The sequence below is a fragment of the Microbacterium sp. P26 genome (genome assembly GCF_023712585.1).
GTDB lineage: Bacteria > Actinomycetota > Actinomycetes > Actinomycetales > Microbacteriaceae > Microbacterium > Microbacterium algihabitans_A.
Genome location: NZ_JAMAXZ010000005.1, coordinates 1 through 13,804 on the forward strand (window position 1 = coordinate 1; position 13,804 = coordinate 13,804).

12 protein-coding genes are annotated in these 13,804 nt (G+C 70.4%); 4 read left to right on the top strand and 8 right to left on the bottom strand.

Going from position 1 to position 13,804, the window contains the following annotated elements; genetic code table 11:
- Nucleotides 1-486: 486 nt before the first annotated feature.
- On the bottom strand, nt 487-4,074 hold the full coding sequence (gene mfd, locus M3667_RS10710; RefSeq protein WP_251507938.1) for a transcription-repair coupling factor: 3,588 nt from the start codon (nt 4,072-4,074) through the stop codon (nt 487-489).
- 186 nt (nt 4,075-4,260) lie between these two features.
- Between mfd and M3667_RS10715 the strand changes: the two genes are divergently transcribed.
- A complete protein-coding gene (locus M3667_RS10715; RefSeq protein WP_251507939.1) occupies nt 4,261-4,746 on the top strand; it encodes a hypothetical protein in 486 nt (161 codons plus the stop codon).
- Between the two features lie 196 nt (nt 4,747-4,942).
- Nucleotides 4,943-5,461, top strand: coding sequence for a hypothetical protein (locus tag M3667_RS10720; RefSeq protein WP_251507940.1), 519 nt, complete (start codon nt 4,943-4,945; stop codon nt 5,459-5,461).
- Between the two features lie 66 nt (nt 5,462-5,527).
- Here M3667_RS10720 and pth read toward each other — a convergent pair whose 3' ends face one another.
- Entirely contained in the window at nt 5,528-6,112 is a 585-nt protein-coding gene (gene pth, locus M3667_RS10725; protein ID WP_251507941.1) for an aminoacyl-tRNA hydrolase, read from the bottom strand.
- A 108-nt stretch (nt 6,113-6,220) separates the two neighbouring features.
- Complete coding sequence (locus M3667_RS10730; RefSeq protein WP_251507942.1) at nt 6,221-6,859, bottom strand: 50S ribosomal protein L25/general stress protein Ctc; 639 nt, start codon at nt 6,857-6,859, stop codon at nt 6,221-6,223.
- 305 nt (nt 6,860-7,164) lie between these two features.
- Here M3667_RS10730 and M3667_RS16825 point away from each other — a divergent pair, with 305 nt between their 5' ends.
- Nucleotides 7,165-7,290, top strand: a complete 126-nt coding sequence (locus M3667_RS16825; RefSeq protein ID WP_260979764.1) for a hypothetical protein — start codon at nt 7,165-7,167, stop codon at nt 7,288-7,290.
- 12 nt (nt 7,291-7,302) lie between these two features.
- Here the strand turns inward: M3667_RS16825 and M3667_RS10735 are convergent, their stop codons facing one another.
- From M3667_RS10735 to M3667_RS10750, 4 genes are all read right to left on the bottom strand, one after another.
- Nucleotides 7,303-8,037, bottom strand: coding sequence for a fumarylacetoacetate hydrolase family protein (locus tag M3667_RS10735; protein WP_251507943.1), 735 nt, complete (start codon nt 8,035-8,037; stop codon nt 7,303-7,305).
- A gap of 103 nt (nt 8,038-8,140) precedes the next feature.
- Nucleotides 8,141-9,550, bottom strand: a complete 1,410-nt coding sequence (locus M3667_RS10740) for an MFS transporter (protein WP_251507944.1) — start codon at nt 9,548-9,550, stop codon at nt 8,141-8,143.
- Nucleotides 9,551-9,849: 299 nt separating this feature from the next.
- The gene (locus tag M3667_RS10745) at nt 9,850-10,644 is read right to left on the bottom strand and encodes an IclR family transcriptional regulator (protein WP_251507945.1); all 795 of its coding nucleotides are present in this window, start codon (nt 10,642-10,644) and stop codon (nt 9,850-9,852) included.
- Between the two features lie 41 nt (nt 10,645-10,685).
- Nucleotides 10,686-11,750, bottom strand: coding sequence for a D-2-hydroxyacid dehydrogenase (locus M3667_RS10750; protein WP_251507946.1), 1,065 nt, complete (start codon nt 11,748-11,750; stop codon nt 10,686-10,688).
- A 101-nt stretch (nt 11,751-11,851) separates the two neighbouring features.
- Between M3667_RS10750 and M3667_RS10755 the strand changes: the two genes are divergently transcribed.
- Entirely contained in the window at nt 11,852-12,730 is an 879-nt protein-coding gene (locus M3667_RS10755; RefSeq protein ID WP_251507947.1) for an NAD(P)-dependent oxidoreductase, read from the top strand.
- 66 nt (nt 12,731-12,796) lie between these two features.
- On the opposite strand, the gene M3667_RS10760 is transcribed toward M3667_RS10755, so the two are convergent.
- Nucleotides 12,797-13,798, bottom strand: coding sequence for a zinc-binding dehydrogenase (locus M3667_RS10760; protein ID WP_251507948.1), 1,002 nt, complete (start codon nt 13,796-13,798; stop codon nt 12,797-12,799).
- Between the last annotated feature and the right edge of the window lie 6 nt (nt 13,799-13,804).

Consider the following 13,804-nt stretch of genomic DNA (forward strand, 5'->3'; position numbering starts at 1 on the left):
ACTCGCAATCCGAACAAACGGACCGACGAGGAATAAATTGGCATTTGACAAGTGCACGCTGTTGAGTTCTCAAGGAACGGACGCACCCACAAGAAACAGTCTTCCGACCTACCCGTGAGGCAGTTCATTTCTATAAGACCACCCGACACTGCGAGCTCTCACCGTGGGACCTCTGAACGAGATCAACGTCGTGACAACCGGCCGGGTGACCGATCCAAAACCTTACACCATGTGTTTGGGTTTTGGAGTGGTTCGCTACTTGAGGGGCTGCGGGGCCTTTCGGCCGCTCCGCTCTCCCCTGTGGGGCGAACAAGTAATAAGTTACGCGGGAGACGCCGACCCGTCGAATCCAGGCGCTCCCCGGGCGTGTCGCGGCGCCTTTCTCGCGGAAAGACGCGGAGAGACGCGGAGAGACGCACGAAGGCCCGACCGACGCGTCGTCGATCGGGCCTCGGGCAGGAGGGGCACCAGCACCCGTGCCGGGGGTCAGGCGTTCGCCGCCTCCGCGGACTTCTCGACCGGGAGGGGCCACAGGGCATCGAGCAGCTGACGCACCCACGCGATGAGGTTCGCATCATCGGCATCCTGCGGCAGGGGAACCACCATCGCGTCTCCCCCGGCGACCAGCTTGGCCTTCGGGTAGAGCCGCTGCAGACGCACGCGCATCGAGTCGGCGAGGTTCGCCGGCGCCACGCGCAGGTTCGACCCCATCGCGACCACGTCGGCGAGACCCGCCTGCGCCGCTCGACGGCGGAGCCGCGCAACGGCGACCAGGCCTTCGACCTCTGCGGGAGGCTCGCCGTACCGGTCGCGGAGCTCGTCGACCACGAGGTCGATCGCATCGTCCTTCGCGCCGGCGGACGCCGCGGCCGAGAGCTTCTGGTATGCCTCGAGGCGCAGGCGCTCGCTGTCGATGTAGAACTCGGGCAGGCGCGCATCGACCGGGAGCTCAAGTCGCAGCTCGGTCGGACCGTCGACGTCTTCCCCACGGAAGGTCGACACGGCTTCGCCGATCATGCGCAGGTAGAGGTCGAAACCCACGCCGGCGATGTGCCCGGCCTGCTCGGCACCGAGCAGGTTGCCGGCGCCGCGCAGCTCGAGGTCTTTCAGCGCCACCTGCATTCCGGAGCCCAGGTCGTTGTTGACCGCGATGGTCTCGAGGCGGTCGGCCGCGGTCTCGGACAGCGGCTTCATGTCGTCGTACAGGAAGTACGCGTACGCGCGGTCGCGACCGCGTCCGACGCGACCACGCAACTGGTGCAGCTGCGACAGGCCGTATTTGTCGGCCCTGTCGATGATGATCGTGTTCGCGTTCGAGATGTCGAGGCCGGTCTCGATGATCGTGGTCGACACCAGGACGTCTGCGCGGCGCTCCCAGAAGTCGTCGACGACCTGCTCGAGCGCGTGCTCGCCCATCTGCCCGTGCGCGACGACGATGCGCGCTTCGGGCACGAGCTCGGCGAGGTGCGCCGCCACCCGCTGGATCGACGACACCCGATTGTGCACGTAGAAGATCTGGCCTTCGCGCAGCAGCTCTCGACGGATCGCCGCAGCGATCTGCTTGTCGTTGCGCGGTCCGACGTACGACAGGATCGGGTGCCTGTCTTCAGGTGGCGTCGCCAGGGTCGACATCTCGCGGATGCCGGTGACCGCCATCTCGAGCGTCCGAGGAATGGGTGTCGCACTCATGGCGAGGATGTCGACGTTGGTCTTCAGCTTCTTCAGCTGGTCTTTGTGCTCGACGCCGAAGCGCTGCTCTTCGTCGATGATCATCAACCCGAGGTCTTTGAAGATCACCTTCTCGGTCAGGATGCGGTGGGTTCCGATGACCATGTCGACGGTGCCGTCGGTGAGGCCCGCGAGAGTCGCCTTCGCCTCCTTGTCGCTCTGGAAGCGCGACAGCGGGCGCACCGTGACGGGGAAACCGGCGAACCGCTCGCCGAACGTCTCGAGGTGCTGCTTGACGAGCAGAGTCGTGGGAACGAGCATCGCCACCTGCTTGCCGTCTTGGATCGCCTTGAAGGCGGCACGCACCGCGACCTCGGTCTTGCCGAACCCGACGTCGCCCGACAGCAGTCGATCCATCGGGATCGGCTTCTCCATATCGGCCTTGATCTCGTCGATCGTCTGCAGCTGGTCCTGCGTCTCGGCGAAGGGGAAGGCCTCTTCGAGCTCGCGCTGCCAGGGGGTGTCGGGGCCGAAGGCGTAGCCCTTCGACGCCATACGCGCCGAGTAGAGCTTCACGAGCTCGACGGCGATGTCGCGCACCGCCTTGCGAGCGCGGCCCTTTGCCGCAGCCCAGTCGCTGCCGCCCATCTTCGACAGGGTCGGTGCTTCACCGCCGACGTATTTCGACAGCAGGTCGAGCTGGTCGGTGGGCACGAACAGCTTGTCGCCCGGGTACCCGCGCTTGGCAGGCGCGTACTCGAGGACCAGGTACTCCTTGGTCGTCTTGACCGCGTTGCGACCACCGCTCGAGACCTCGCGCTGAGTGAGCTCGAGGAACTTGCCGATGCCATGGGTCGCGTGCACGACCACGTCACCCGGCTTGAGCTGCAGGGGGTCGACGACGTTGCGTCGGCGCGACGCCAGCTTCTTGACCCCGCGGTTGTCGCCGCTCACCGAGCGACCGTAGAACTCGGTCTCGCTGATTACCGCGAACTTCGCCTCGCTCAACTGGAACCCGCGCTCGAGCGGGGCGCACACCACATGCGCGACGCCGGGCTCGGGCGGAAGGCGCAGATCGTCGACCCGCCGGGCGGCGATCCCACGCTCGGAGAGCACGTCGCGCGCGCGATCGACCATGCCGGGTCCGGATGCCGTGACCACGACCGACCAGCCGTCGCGCAGCAGAGCGTCGACGTGGGCGGTGGCCCCCTCGACGTTGCCCTGGAACGAAGGCACGGGGTCGGCCTTGATGCGGTGCGCGGACGCGTCGGGCACGACCAGGCCCTCGTCTTCGGCATCCGCCGCCCCCGAATCGAAGGCGCTCAGCTGCCACCACGCGCCGCCCCGGCCGCTCGCGATCTCGTGCAGGTCGTCGAGCGTGACGAAGTCGCCCGAGTCGAGGTCGACCGGGGTGTCGGCCCCGGCGGTCGCGGCGGACCACGCGGCCTCGAGGAACTCGCGGTTGGTGTCGCCGAGCGTGGTCGCGCGCGCGGTCGAGCGCTCGGGGTCGACGAGGGCGACGGCGCTGCCGCCCGGAAGGTAGTCAACGAGGGTCACGAGATCGTCGACGAGCACGGGGATGAGGGATTCCATGCCCTCGGCGGGGATGCCCTCGGCCATCTTCTCGAGCAGCTGACGCAGGCCCGGGTAACCGTCGCGCAGTTCTGCGGCGCGAGCGCGCACCTCAGCGGTGAGCAGCAGTTCGCGACTGGGGTTGAGCGAGACACCCGTGACCTCGCCCGGGAGCGATCGCTGGTCGGCGACCGAGAAGGCGCGGATCTGATCGACCTCGTCACCGAAGAACTCCACGCGATACGGGTGGTCGGCCACGGGCGGGAAGACGTCGAGGATGCCGCCGCGGACCGCGAACTCCCCTCGACGCGACACCATGTCGACACGGTGGTAGGCCAGCTCGACGAGCCGGGTCGTGACGGTTTCGAGCTCGTGGCCGCGGCCGCCGACGACGAGTTCGACCGGCTCGACCTCGCCGAGGCCGGGGGCCAGCGGCTGCAGGGCGCTGCGCACCGAGGCCGTGATGACGAGCGGCGCCTCACCGTCCCACGCGGCGATGCGCCGGAGAACGTCGAGACGGCGGCCGACGGTCTCGGGACTCGGGCTCAAGCGCTCGTGCGGCAAGGTCTCCCACGCGGGGAAGTGCAGCACCTGAGCCCCGGGCAGCACGGCATCCAACGCCGGCCCGAGGGACTCCGCACGACGCCCGGTCGGGGCGATGACGAGCACGGCGCCGGGGTCGCCCGAGGCGCGACGCCGCTCGATGAGCCCCGCGATGACGGGGGCGTCGAGGCCATCGACGAGGGAGAGAGACAGGTCGGCGGATGCCGCGGAAACGGCCTCACGATACGACTCAGCCTGCTCGAGGGCGCGAACGATCCCGGGAACTGTCACTCGGGAAAGTCTACGCGGGGCCTCCGACATCGGGACGGGCTGGACGCAGCAAGGGTGCGTCTGCAGCCGTCGAGCGGACGCGGACGGTGGCGCGCCGCCCTCGGCCCCGGCGAGCGGCGTGTCGACCCCGGCATCCGCACGGTGGAGCGTCGATCGCGGGCGCGAGACGTCTCGTAGGCTGGCGGCATGACCACGCCGAGCTCCCCGGGCGGCCCGGTGTTCGCCGCACCTCACGCCGCGCCCCCGGTCGGCGCGATGCTCACTCCCCCACCGGTGCGCCGGCGCGGACGCCCTCTCGGCACGTGGGCCCTGCTGCTGTCGATCGTCGCGACGGTGTTGGCGCCCGCCGTCGGAGGGTTCGCGGCGTTCCGCGTGGCCCGCGGCTCGGGTCCGGCGTTCTTCGAGATGCCCGCGGGCTCGTTCGACTGGCGCGTCCTGTCGCCCGTGCGCGATCTCGTGCTGCTGGGCGAGGTCGCGTTCTGGTCCGGCACGGTCATCGGGATCGTCGCCCTGGCGCTCGGCATCACCGCGGTCGTGAAGCGCGCGGCCACGGGCGCCGGCATCGCGGCCATCGTGATCGCCGTGCTCGGCCCGATCGTCTTCGGCGGGCTCGCCGCACTCGCGCTCGGCGCCGGCCTCGCCGCCGCCGGCACGGGCGGCATCCCGGTCTGAGGTCGGCTCGCGCCGCTGGTACGGCGACGTGCGAGGCACCGGGGAAACGGCATCCGGGACCTTCTCGACCCCGCCGATTCGCCCGCTACCGTGACGGGGCCTCGCGCGTCCACCCCTCCGAGCAGGCGGGGAGCGCCTCCCTAGACTCGCCGGATCGGGCCGCACCCGCGACCGCCGACGACCAGAGGAGCATCTCGTGAGCACCACACCTCCGCCCCCGGGGCCGTACGACGCGCCCGCCCCGCGCAACGACGGCTACGCCGCCCCCTCCGCGCACAACACGCCGGCGGCCCCTGCCTACGTTCCGCCCACCGACACCAAGCCCGTGCTGTCGAACCGGCTCGGTCTGATCGCCTTCGTCGCCTCGCTCGTGGCCGTCGTCGGCGGCTCGATCATCGCGTTCATCGCCGGCCTGCAGAGCGCCGGCGTCGCGCAGTATGCACAGCAGAACGGCGGCACGACCGGACAGATCGACCCGAACACGCTTCCTCCGGGAGTCGAGCAGTCGGCGATCCTCGTCGGCGTGCTCACCGTCGTCGCCTTCGCCGTCTACGCCATCTTCGCGCTCTGGGGGTTCATCCAGGGCATCATCGCCGCCATCAAGCGCCGTGGTCGCGGTTACGGCATCGCGGCGATCATCCTCGCCGTGCTCGGTGGGATCGTCGTCTCGGTCGCCCTCGCCATCGGCGCGGGGATCGGTCTCGGCTCCGCCTGACGCGTCCCGCGCATACGGAAACGGCCCCGGTTCTCCTCGAACCGGGGCCGTTTCCGTGTGCGCCGCTCAGGCGCGCGGAGCGTGGAAGCGCTGCTGGGCGGCGACGAGACCCTCGTCGACGAGGAGCTCGACCGCGTCGGCGGCATCCGACACGAGGATCGGAAGGGTGGTTCGCTCGGCGGAGCTGAAGGGGTCGAGCACCCAGTCGGCGGGATCCTGCCGGCCGACCGGTCGCCCGATGCCGACGCGCACACGGGGGAAGTCGGGGGTTCCGAGGGCCTTCGCCACATCGCGGACGCCGTTGTGGCCGCCGTGGCCGCCACCCGTCTTGAGCTTGATGGTGTCGTAGGGGATGTCGAGTTCGTCGTGCACCACGACGACGTGATCGGGGTCGGTGCCGTAGAACCGGGCGAGACCCGATGCCGGACCGCCCGAGACGTTCATGAAGCTGTTGGGCTTGGCCAGCACGAGCTTCGCCGCCCCGGGCCGCAGCCACGTCTCGACGACCCGCGCGTTCGCCTTGTGCGCGCGGAAGGCCTCGCGGCGCCGCGCGGCCAACTCGTCGATCACCATCTGTCCGATGTTGTGACGCGTGGCCTCGTACCGCGGGCCGGGATTGCCGAGACCGATGATGAGCCAGGTGTCCGCCATGGCATCCATCCTTCCGGATCCGCGTGCGGACCCCGTGAACAGCAACGAGGAGGCGCGAAAACGCGCCCCCTCGTCGTCGACGGACCGCCGGAGCGGCCCGCGCGGCAATTACTTGTCGTCGCCCTCTTCGGCCGCTTCGGCCTCTTCGGACTGCTCCTCGGCGACCTCGGCATCGGCCTCGGCGATCTCCTCGTCGGCGGCCAGCGTGTCGAGCGGCACCGAGACGCCCACGACGAGGGTCTCGGGCTCGGTGACCAGCGTCGCGCCCTGGGGGAGGGTCAGGTCGGCAGCGGTGATCTGCGTGCCGTCCTCAGCGCCCTCGACGTCGACCTCGATGGTCTGCGGGATGTGGGTGGCCTCGACCTCGAGCGACACCGAGGTGGCGTCGAGCATGGCGACCGTGCCGGGGAAGGGCTCGCCGACGAGCACGACGGGAACGTCGACCTGGACCTTCTCGCCCTTCTTCACGACGATGAGGTCGATGTGCTCGATGATCTGACGCACGGGGTCCTTCTGGACGTCCTTGACGAGGACGAGCTGGCCCTTGCCGGCGATGTCGAGGTCGATCAGCGCGTTGGCGCGACGGATGAGCAGCGCGACCTGGTGGCCGGGCAGCGCGACGTGCTGGGGCTCGGTGCCGTGACCGTAGATGACGGCCGGAATCTTGCCCGCGGCGCGGAGGCGACGGGCGAAGCCCTTGCCGAAGTTCTCGCGGAGTTCCGCGACGACCTTGTTGTCTTCCGACATGATGTTCTCCTCGCGGGCTCGTGTCCCGCAGCTTGTGAGCGGACAAGGTCCGCACCTGTGTGGTCTGGATTCGACTCGAACGCGAGCGCGTGAGGAAAGCCGGGAGCCTGCTTCACTGCGTCGATCACGGATGCCCTGTGCACCCGTGGGCGCCCGAGGATGCATCCCTCGCCGAAGTTCCCGGGAAGTCTACCAGTGCGACGCGACGCTCACGACTCGGCCGAGGAGGCACGAGGCGGCAGGAGTCCGGAGCAGTCCCCGACCGCCGGTAGGATCGAGAAGCCACACCGACCCGGAGGATCATCATGGACAGCGGCTTCTTCTCTCACGTCGTGCTCTGGGTCATCGGCGGCATCGCGACCATCGGCGGCATCGGCGCGATCGGCGCCCTCTTCTCGCTCGGCCGCAACGCGTCGTACAAGAAGCACTGACGCACCGCCGCCCTACGACGTCGGCGTCGTGAGCCGCAGGCCGGCGATGACGACCTCCACCGTCTCCCCCGGACGGACCGGTGCCTGCGAGAACGGCGCCCCCATCATCACGACGTCGCCCGCCCCCAGCGTGGTCCAGCCCGCGACGTAGGCGAGGCATTCGCGCAGCGACACCGGCAGGCGGTGCGACGACGTCTCTGCGCGCACCTCAGCGTCGGCCGACAACCGCATCGGCAGGTCGTCGTCGATCGAGAGCGCGGTGTCGATCCAGGGCCCGAGCGGGGTGTACCCCTCCCCGGACTTCGACTCGAAGTTGCGGGGATCGAACGCGGCGCGGTCGGGGCTCGACAGGTCGTTCACCGCCGTGATGCCGAGGATGAAATCGTGCGCCGTCTCGACCGTGAGACCGGTCGTATCGCGGCCGATCACCACCGCGACCTCCGCCTCGGCCACCGTCACTCCGGCGTCCCGGCGCAGTCGGACGGGGGCTCCGGATGCCGTGACCGTGCGCGGATTCTTCAGCCACGCCTGCACGGGAGAGGCGTGCTCGGGTCCGTTCTGCGCGATGCCGACGACGACCGTGGGCACGGACGGGGCCAAGAGGACCCCCGTGATCGCGTCGCCCTCATCGGCGGGGACGGTACCCGCCTCGAACGCGGCGTAGGGGTCGCCGATCGGGACGAAGGTCGCCCCCTCGACGCGGGCCGTACGCGGACCGTTCGCCGTCATCAGCCGGGAGATCCGCATCAGCGCACCGCCTCGGAGGACCCAGCGTGGAGCCCGCTCGAGGATCCTGCGGGGAGCGCCGGCGCCCCCACCAGGCTGCCGACGCTCCCCCACTCGTCGCGCGTCACCGGATCGTCCGGACGGTCACGGTCGTGGCATCCACGCCCTCGCCGGCTTCTTCACGCGAAACCTTGATCGCATCGTCGGTGCGCGTGAGGTCGCGGCGCAGCGTCTCGGGCACGAGGAAGGTCGATGCGGTGGTGATGAGGGCCAGGGTGCCCATGTAGATCGCCAGCAGCAGCCAGTTCGCCCCGCTCACGGCGATGATGTACGCGCCCAGGACTCCGGCCAGGCCTCCGGCGAGCACCGCGGAGATCTCGCGGGCCATGGCGACACCGAGGTAGCGGTGGCGGTTGCCGAAGAGCTCGGGGAGCATCGCGCACTGGGGTCCGAGCATCGAGTTGACGGCGACGCCGATGCCGATCGCGATGACCGCGATGGTGATCGGGTAGCTGCCGAGCGAGATCAGCCACCAGGCTGGGAAGGTGAAGACCAGCATGAACACCGCCCCCATGCGGTAGACCGTGCGGCGCCCCATGCGGTCGGACAGGGCACCGGAGAGCGGGACCGAGAAGATGCCGATGAGCGAGCCGAGGGTGACACCCCAGGTGAGCAGGCTGCGATCCGCCTGGCCGCCGACCGAGGCGACGAAGAAGGTCAGCGCGAGCGTGTTGAACATGTACGACCCGCCGTTCTCGGCCATGCGCAGGCCGATGCCGACGATGATGCCCGGCAGACCCCGCGTGAAGATGTCGCGGATCGGGCGCTCGGCGATCTGGTCGTGCTTCTCGAGCTCGATGAAGGTCGGCGTCTCGCGCAGGCGCATGCGGATGAACAGCGCGAGCAGGATCAGCACGAACGAGGCGAGGAACGGCACGCGCCAGCCCCAGCTGAGCAGCTGGTCTTCGGGCAGCAGCGAGATGAGGCTGAAAACGACCGCCGCCAGCAGGGTTCCCGCCTGGATGCCGATGAAGGGCAGGGCCGAGAAGAAGCCGCGGCGTTTGACCGGGGCGTACTCGGCCATCAGCACCGTGGCCCCCGCCTGCTCGGCGCCGGCGCCGAAGCCCTGCAGCAGACGCATGACCACGAGGAGGATCGGTGCGAGCACGCCGACCGCCTCGTAGGTCGGCAGCAGGCCGATCGCCGTGGACGCTCCGCCCATCAGCAGGATCGTGATCACCAGCACCCACTTGCGCCCGAGCTTGTCGCCGAGGACGCCGAAGAACAGGCCGCCGAAGGGGCGAGCGAGGAAGCCCACACCGTAGGTGGCGAAGGCCGCGACCGTGGCGAGGGCCGGGTCATCCTGCGAGAAGAACAGGACGTTGAAGATCAGGGCCGTCGAGAGGCCGTAGAGCGCGAAGTCGAAGTACTCGAGCGCGCTGCCGATGCTCGAGGCGAGCGTGGCGCGGCGGAGGTTCGCTGCGAATTCGGGGTCATCCGTCGGCTGCGTCGTCGTGGTGGATGAAGTGGTCACGGCCATCTCCTTCGATCGGCTGGGGTCTTGCGACTGGGCCGACTGTACCAATGGAGTGGACAGAGTTCAATATGTTGAACAGGATCCGAACGACGCCGTGCCCGGGCGGGCGGGTTTGGGGCGAATCCGCCCCGAACCGCGAGGACGCGGCGCGGAGCCAGGTCCGCGCGCGCGGCGCGGAGGAACGCATCGAGCAGATCGGCGACGCGGCGGGTCGACGACGGCGAGACGCGCTCGATGGGTTGGTAGCGCCGAGGGTTCGCGCCCGCACTGAGCGGGGCAGTCGGCCGCGCGGCGGGTCAGCGACCGCGGGACGCGCTGAACGGGTTGGTCAGCGCCGCGGCGGCCTCGCGCAGCGCGGCACCGACGCGCGCGATGCGCTCGGGCGTGGCATCCGCCACCGGAAGACCCACGCCCAGAGCCAGCTGCGGATCGCCGGGCGCCCACCCCTCGAGGGGCACGGCGACACCGACGATGCCGCGGAACGACTCCTCTTCGTCGACCGACCAGCCGCGCTCGCGCGAGGCGGCGATCTTGCCGATCACGGCGTCGACGTCGAGGGTGCTGTGGTCGGTGAGCTTCGGCAGCGGGCGTCCGCGCGTGAGGAGGGCACGTACGTCGTCGTCGGTGCGGGTCATCAACAGCGCCCGGCCCGTCGCCGACAGCGCCGCGGGAAGGCGCGAGCCGAGGGGCGTGCCCATGCGGATCGAGCGCGACCCCTCGTAGCGGGCGAGGTAGAGCGCGTCGGCATCGTCGAGCACGGCGACCTGCACGAGCTCGCTCGCGAGCACCGGCGATGTCTCGCACACGGCGTAGAACTCGCGCACCTGATTGAACTGCGCGGCGAAGGCGCCTCCGAGCTCGGCGGTGCGGATGCCGAGACGGTACCCGAGGGGGACGCGCTCGATCATGCGCCCCGCCTCGAGCGAGAGGCAGAGGTTCGCCGTCGACGACTTGGCGAGGCCGAGACCCGCGGCGAGCTCGGTGAGGGTCAGGGTGCGCCCCGCCTCGGCGAGCAGGCCCAGGAGGCGGATGCTGCGCCCCACGGCCGGTGCCGGATCACGCGCGATCTCGCTCACGTCGTCGTCGCTCACCGCGGCCCCCTCGTCTCGCCGGCGTCGCGGATCGCGACACCTCAGTAGAACTCGACCGTATCGACAACCGCTCGCATCGGCTCGCCTTCGATGAGGCGCGTGGCGTTCTCGGCGAAGCGGCGGGCGATGCGCTCCTCCTCTTTGCTGCTGAGCGCAGCGGTGTGCGGGCTCATCAGGACCGACGGATGCCGCCAGAGCGGCGAGTCCTGGGGAAGGGGCTCCACCTCGAACACGTCGAGAGCGGCGAACGACACCCGGCCGTCGTCGAGGGCCGCGAGCAGGGCGGCCTCGTCGATCACCGTGCCGCGCCCCACGCTGGCGAGGATCACGCCGGGCTTGACCGCGGCGAGCACGGCGGCGTCGATGAGGTGGTGGGTCTGGTCGGTGCCGGGGAGGGTGACCACGATGGCATCCACCTCGCCGACCGCCGACACCAGCTCGTCGAGAGGCACGAGGCGATCGACCCCCTCGACGGGGGTGCCGCTGCGCGTGGTCCCCCACACCTCGGCACCCAGGGCGTGGAAGCGTCGGGCGCACTCGGCCCCGATTCCACCCAGGCCGATCACGAGCACCGTCATCTCGTCGACCTGGCGCATCTCCCAGCGTTCGCTCCAGTGCTTCTCGGCCTGGTCGCGCGCGAGGCGCGGTAGGCCCTTGGCCCCGGCCATCACGCCGAAGACCGCGAACTCCGCGAGGGGTCCACCGTGCACGCCGGCGCTGGTGGTGAAGGTGACGCGATCGAGGGCCTCGCGGTCGAGGTCGGCGGCCTTGACCTGTCCCCCACCTCCGGCCGCGGTGGTCATGACCCACCGCAGGCGCGGATTCGCCGCGACCGTGCGGGCGAGAGCCGCGGGGTCGACGTCGGGGATGCCGAACAGCGCCTCGGCGGAATCGACCATCTCGTCGAAGGCCCGCTGCTGGTCGGCGGTACGCTCGTGGTCCGGGTCGCCCGACCAGTCGGCCGGCCCGCGCATCGGACGCGTGAGCGAGGGATCGCGCAGGAGCTCGAGACGCGGCTCGAGACGTTCGATGAGCCGGCAATGCTCTTCCTTCAGGGGCACCGCCACCACCGCGCGAAGACTGGACCGTGTCGACATCGTCGTCATTCCCTCCGCCGCCGCGGGTGCGCCCCGCCGCGGTCTCTCTCGAACTCTGTTCACCATATTGAACCCTGTTCAACCCGTTGTCCAGCCGGTAGGATCGGTTCATGACAACGCTCGACGATGTGCGACTCGGTGTGTGGGGCCTCGGCGCCATGGGCGAGCCGATGGCGCACCACCTGCTCTCCGCCCGCGAATCCCTCACCGTTCACGCGCGGCGAGAGAGACCGGGCCTCACCGGAGCCGGAGCCGTCTGGGCTCCCACCGCCCGCGCGCTCGCAGAGGCGACGGATGCCGTGCTGGTGATGCTCCCCGACCTCCCGCAGCTCGAAGAGCACCTCGACGGGCCCGACGGGCTGCTCGCCGGCGTCGGCGGACGGGACTTCCTGCTCATGATCGGCTCGACGTCGTCGCCCGTCGGCGTCCGCGACCTCGCCGATCGGCTGCCCGCCGGCATCCGGATCGTGGACTGCCCCGTGTCGGGCGGCGAAGACGGCGCGAAGGCCGGGACCCTGTCGATCATGCTCGGCGGCGACGAGGCCGACACCGATCGGGCGGCCGCCCTGCTCGCGCCGTGCGGCACCCCCGTGCGGCTCGGTCCCCTCGGCGCGGGTGAGGTGGCGAAGGCCTGCAACCAGATGGTGGTGGCGGCGACGATCCTCGCGCTGGGCGAGGCGACCGAGCTGGCCGCGCGATCCGACGTCGACCCCGCAGCCCTCTGGGAACTGCTCGGCGGCGGGTACGCCGGGTCGAACCTGCTGCAGAGTCGGCGCGAGAAGCTCGTCAGCGGCGACGACTCCCCCAGCGGCGTCGCCTCGTACATGGTGAAAGACCTGCGCTTCGCCGCCGACATCGCCGAGGCCACCTCGACGCGGCCCGCCCTGCTGCCCGCGCTGCGCGCCGCCTTCGACGAGATCGTCGAGCGCGACCTGGGCGACCGCGACATCGCCGTGACGCGCCGGTTCACCGCCGAACGCAGCTCCTGACGCCCAAACCACTCCGAGAACGACGAAGCGGAGCGACCCGAGGGGCGCTCCGCTTCGTCGTGTCGATCAGAGGGCGAAGACGACCTTGCCCGACCGCTCGGAGTCGCGCGCGACGGCGAAGGCCTCGTCGGCATCCGTCACCGCGAACTCGTGCGTGATCGCACTCTCGATCGCCGGGTTCGCCGCGAGCAGCGCGACCGCCGCATCGATCTCGTCGCGGAAGCGGAAGGCGCCGAAGTAGCGCACCTCCTTCGAGATGAACGGCGCGAGGTTCACGGGCCGCGCGTCGTCCGGCAGCATGCCGACCTGCACGACCGTGCCGCCCGCCCGCACTGCTTTCAAGGCCGTCGAGATCGAGACGGGCACGCCCGAGCATTCGAGGACGACCGCATAGGCGCCGGCCTCGACCGCCTCGGTCGAGACGTCGATCGTCGCTTGGGCGCCAAGGGCCCGGGCGCGCTCGAGCGGGCCGGCGAGCACGTCGGTCGCGGTGACGCGCGCGCCGGCGGCGGTGGCTGCGGCGACGGCCATCAGACCGATCGGTCCGGATCCGGTGACCAGCACCTCGAGGCCCTCCACCGGGCCCGCCTTGCCGAGGGCGTGCAGGGCGACCGCGAGCGGCTCGGCGAGCACGGCCCGGCGCACCGGCAGCTCGGTCGGCAGCGGGCGCACCATCCCGCTCTCGACGATCAGGTATTCGGATGCCGCGCCCTGAGTGTGCGGCCAGGTGGAGGCACTGCCGAGGTACGAGCCCCCGGGCCACAGGTGCGGAGCGTCTTCGATGCCCTCGCGCGGCGTGCCGAATCGGGCGGGGTGCACCGTCACGGGCGTGCCCGCAGCGAAGGTTCCCGAGGGGTCGAGGTCGACCGTGCCCGACAGTTCGTGCCCGGGCACGAGCGGCTCGCGCACGACGAACGCGCCGTTCGCACCGTCGAAGAAGTAGTGCAGGTCGGATCCGCAGATGCCGACGTAGGCGACCCGCAGACGGACCTGTCCCTCCCCCGGCTCGGGGACGGCGACGTCTCGCACGGCGGCGGTGCGAGCCGATTCGATCAGCAACGATTTCATGGTGTG

Bases quoted from the DNA above. Each gene is read 5' to 3' on its own strand.
- M3667_RS10715 (WP_251507939.1), top strand. From the start codon at position 4,261: ATGACCACGCCGAGCTCCCCGGGCGGCCCGGTGTTCGCCGCACCTCAC.
- pth (WP_251507941.1), bottom strand. From the start codon at position 6,112: ATGGCGGACACCTGGCTCATCATCGGTCTCGGCAATCCCGGCCCGCGG.
- M3667_RS10730 (WP_251507942.1), bottom strand. From the start codon at position 6,859: ATGTCGGAAGACAACAAGGTCGTCGCGGAACTCCGCGAGAACTTCGGC.
- M3667_RS16825 (WP_260979764.1), top strand. From the start codon at position 7,165: ATGGACAGCGGCTTCTTCTCTCACGTCGTGCTCTGGGTCATCGGCGGC.
- M3667_RS10735 (WP_251507943.1), bottom strand. From the start codon at position 8,037: ATGCGGATCTCCCGGCTGATGACGGCGAACGGTCCGCGTACGGCCCGC.
- M3667_RS10750 (WP_251507946.1), bottom strand. From the start codon at position 11,750: ATGACGACGATGTCGACACGGTCCAGTCTTCGCGCGGTGGTGGCGGTG.
- M3667_RS10755 (WP_251507947.1), top strand. From the start codon at position 11,852: ATGACAACGCTCGACGATGTGCGACTCGGTGTGTGGGGCCTCGGCGCC.
- M3667_RS10760 (WP_251507948.1), bottom strand. From the start codon at position 13,798: ATGAAATCGTTGCTGATCGAATCGGCTCGCACCGCCGCCGTGCGAGAC.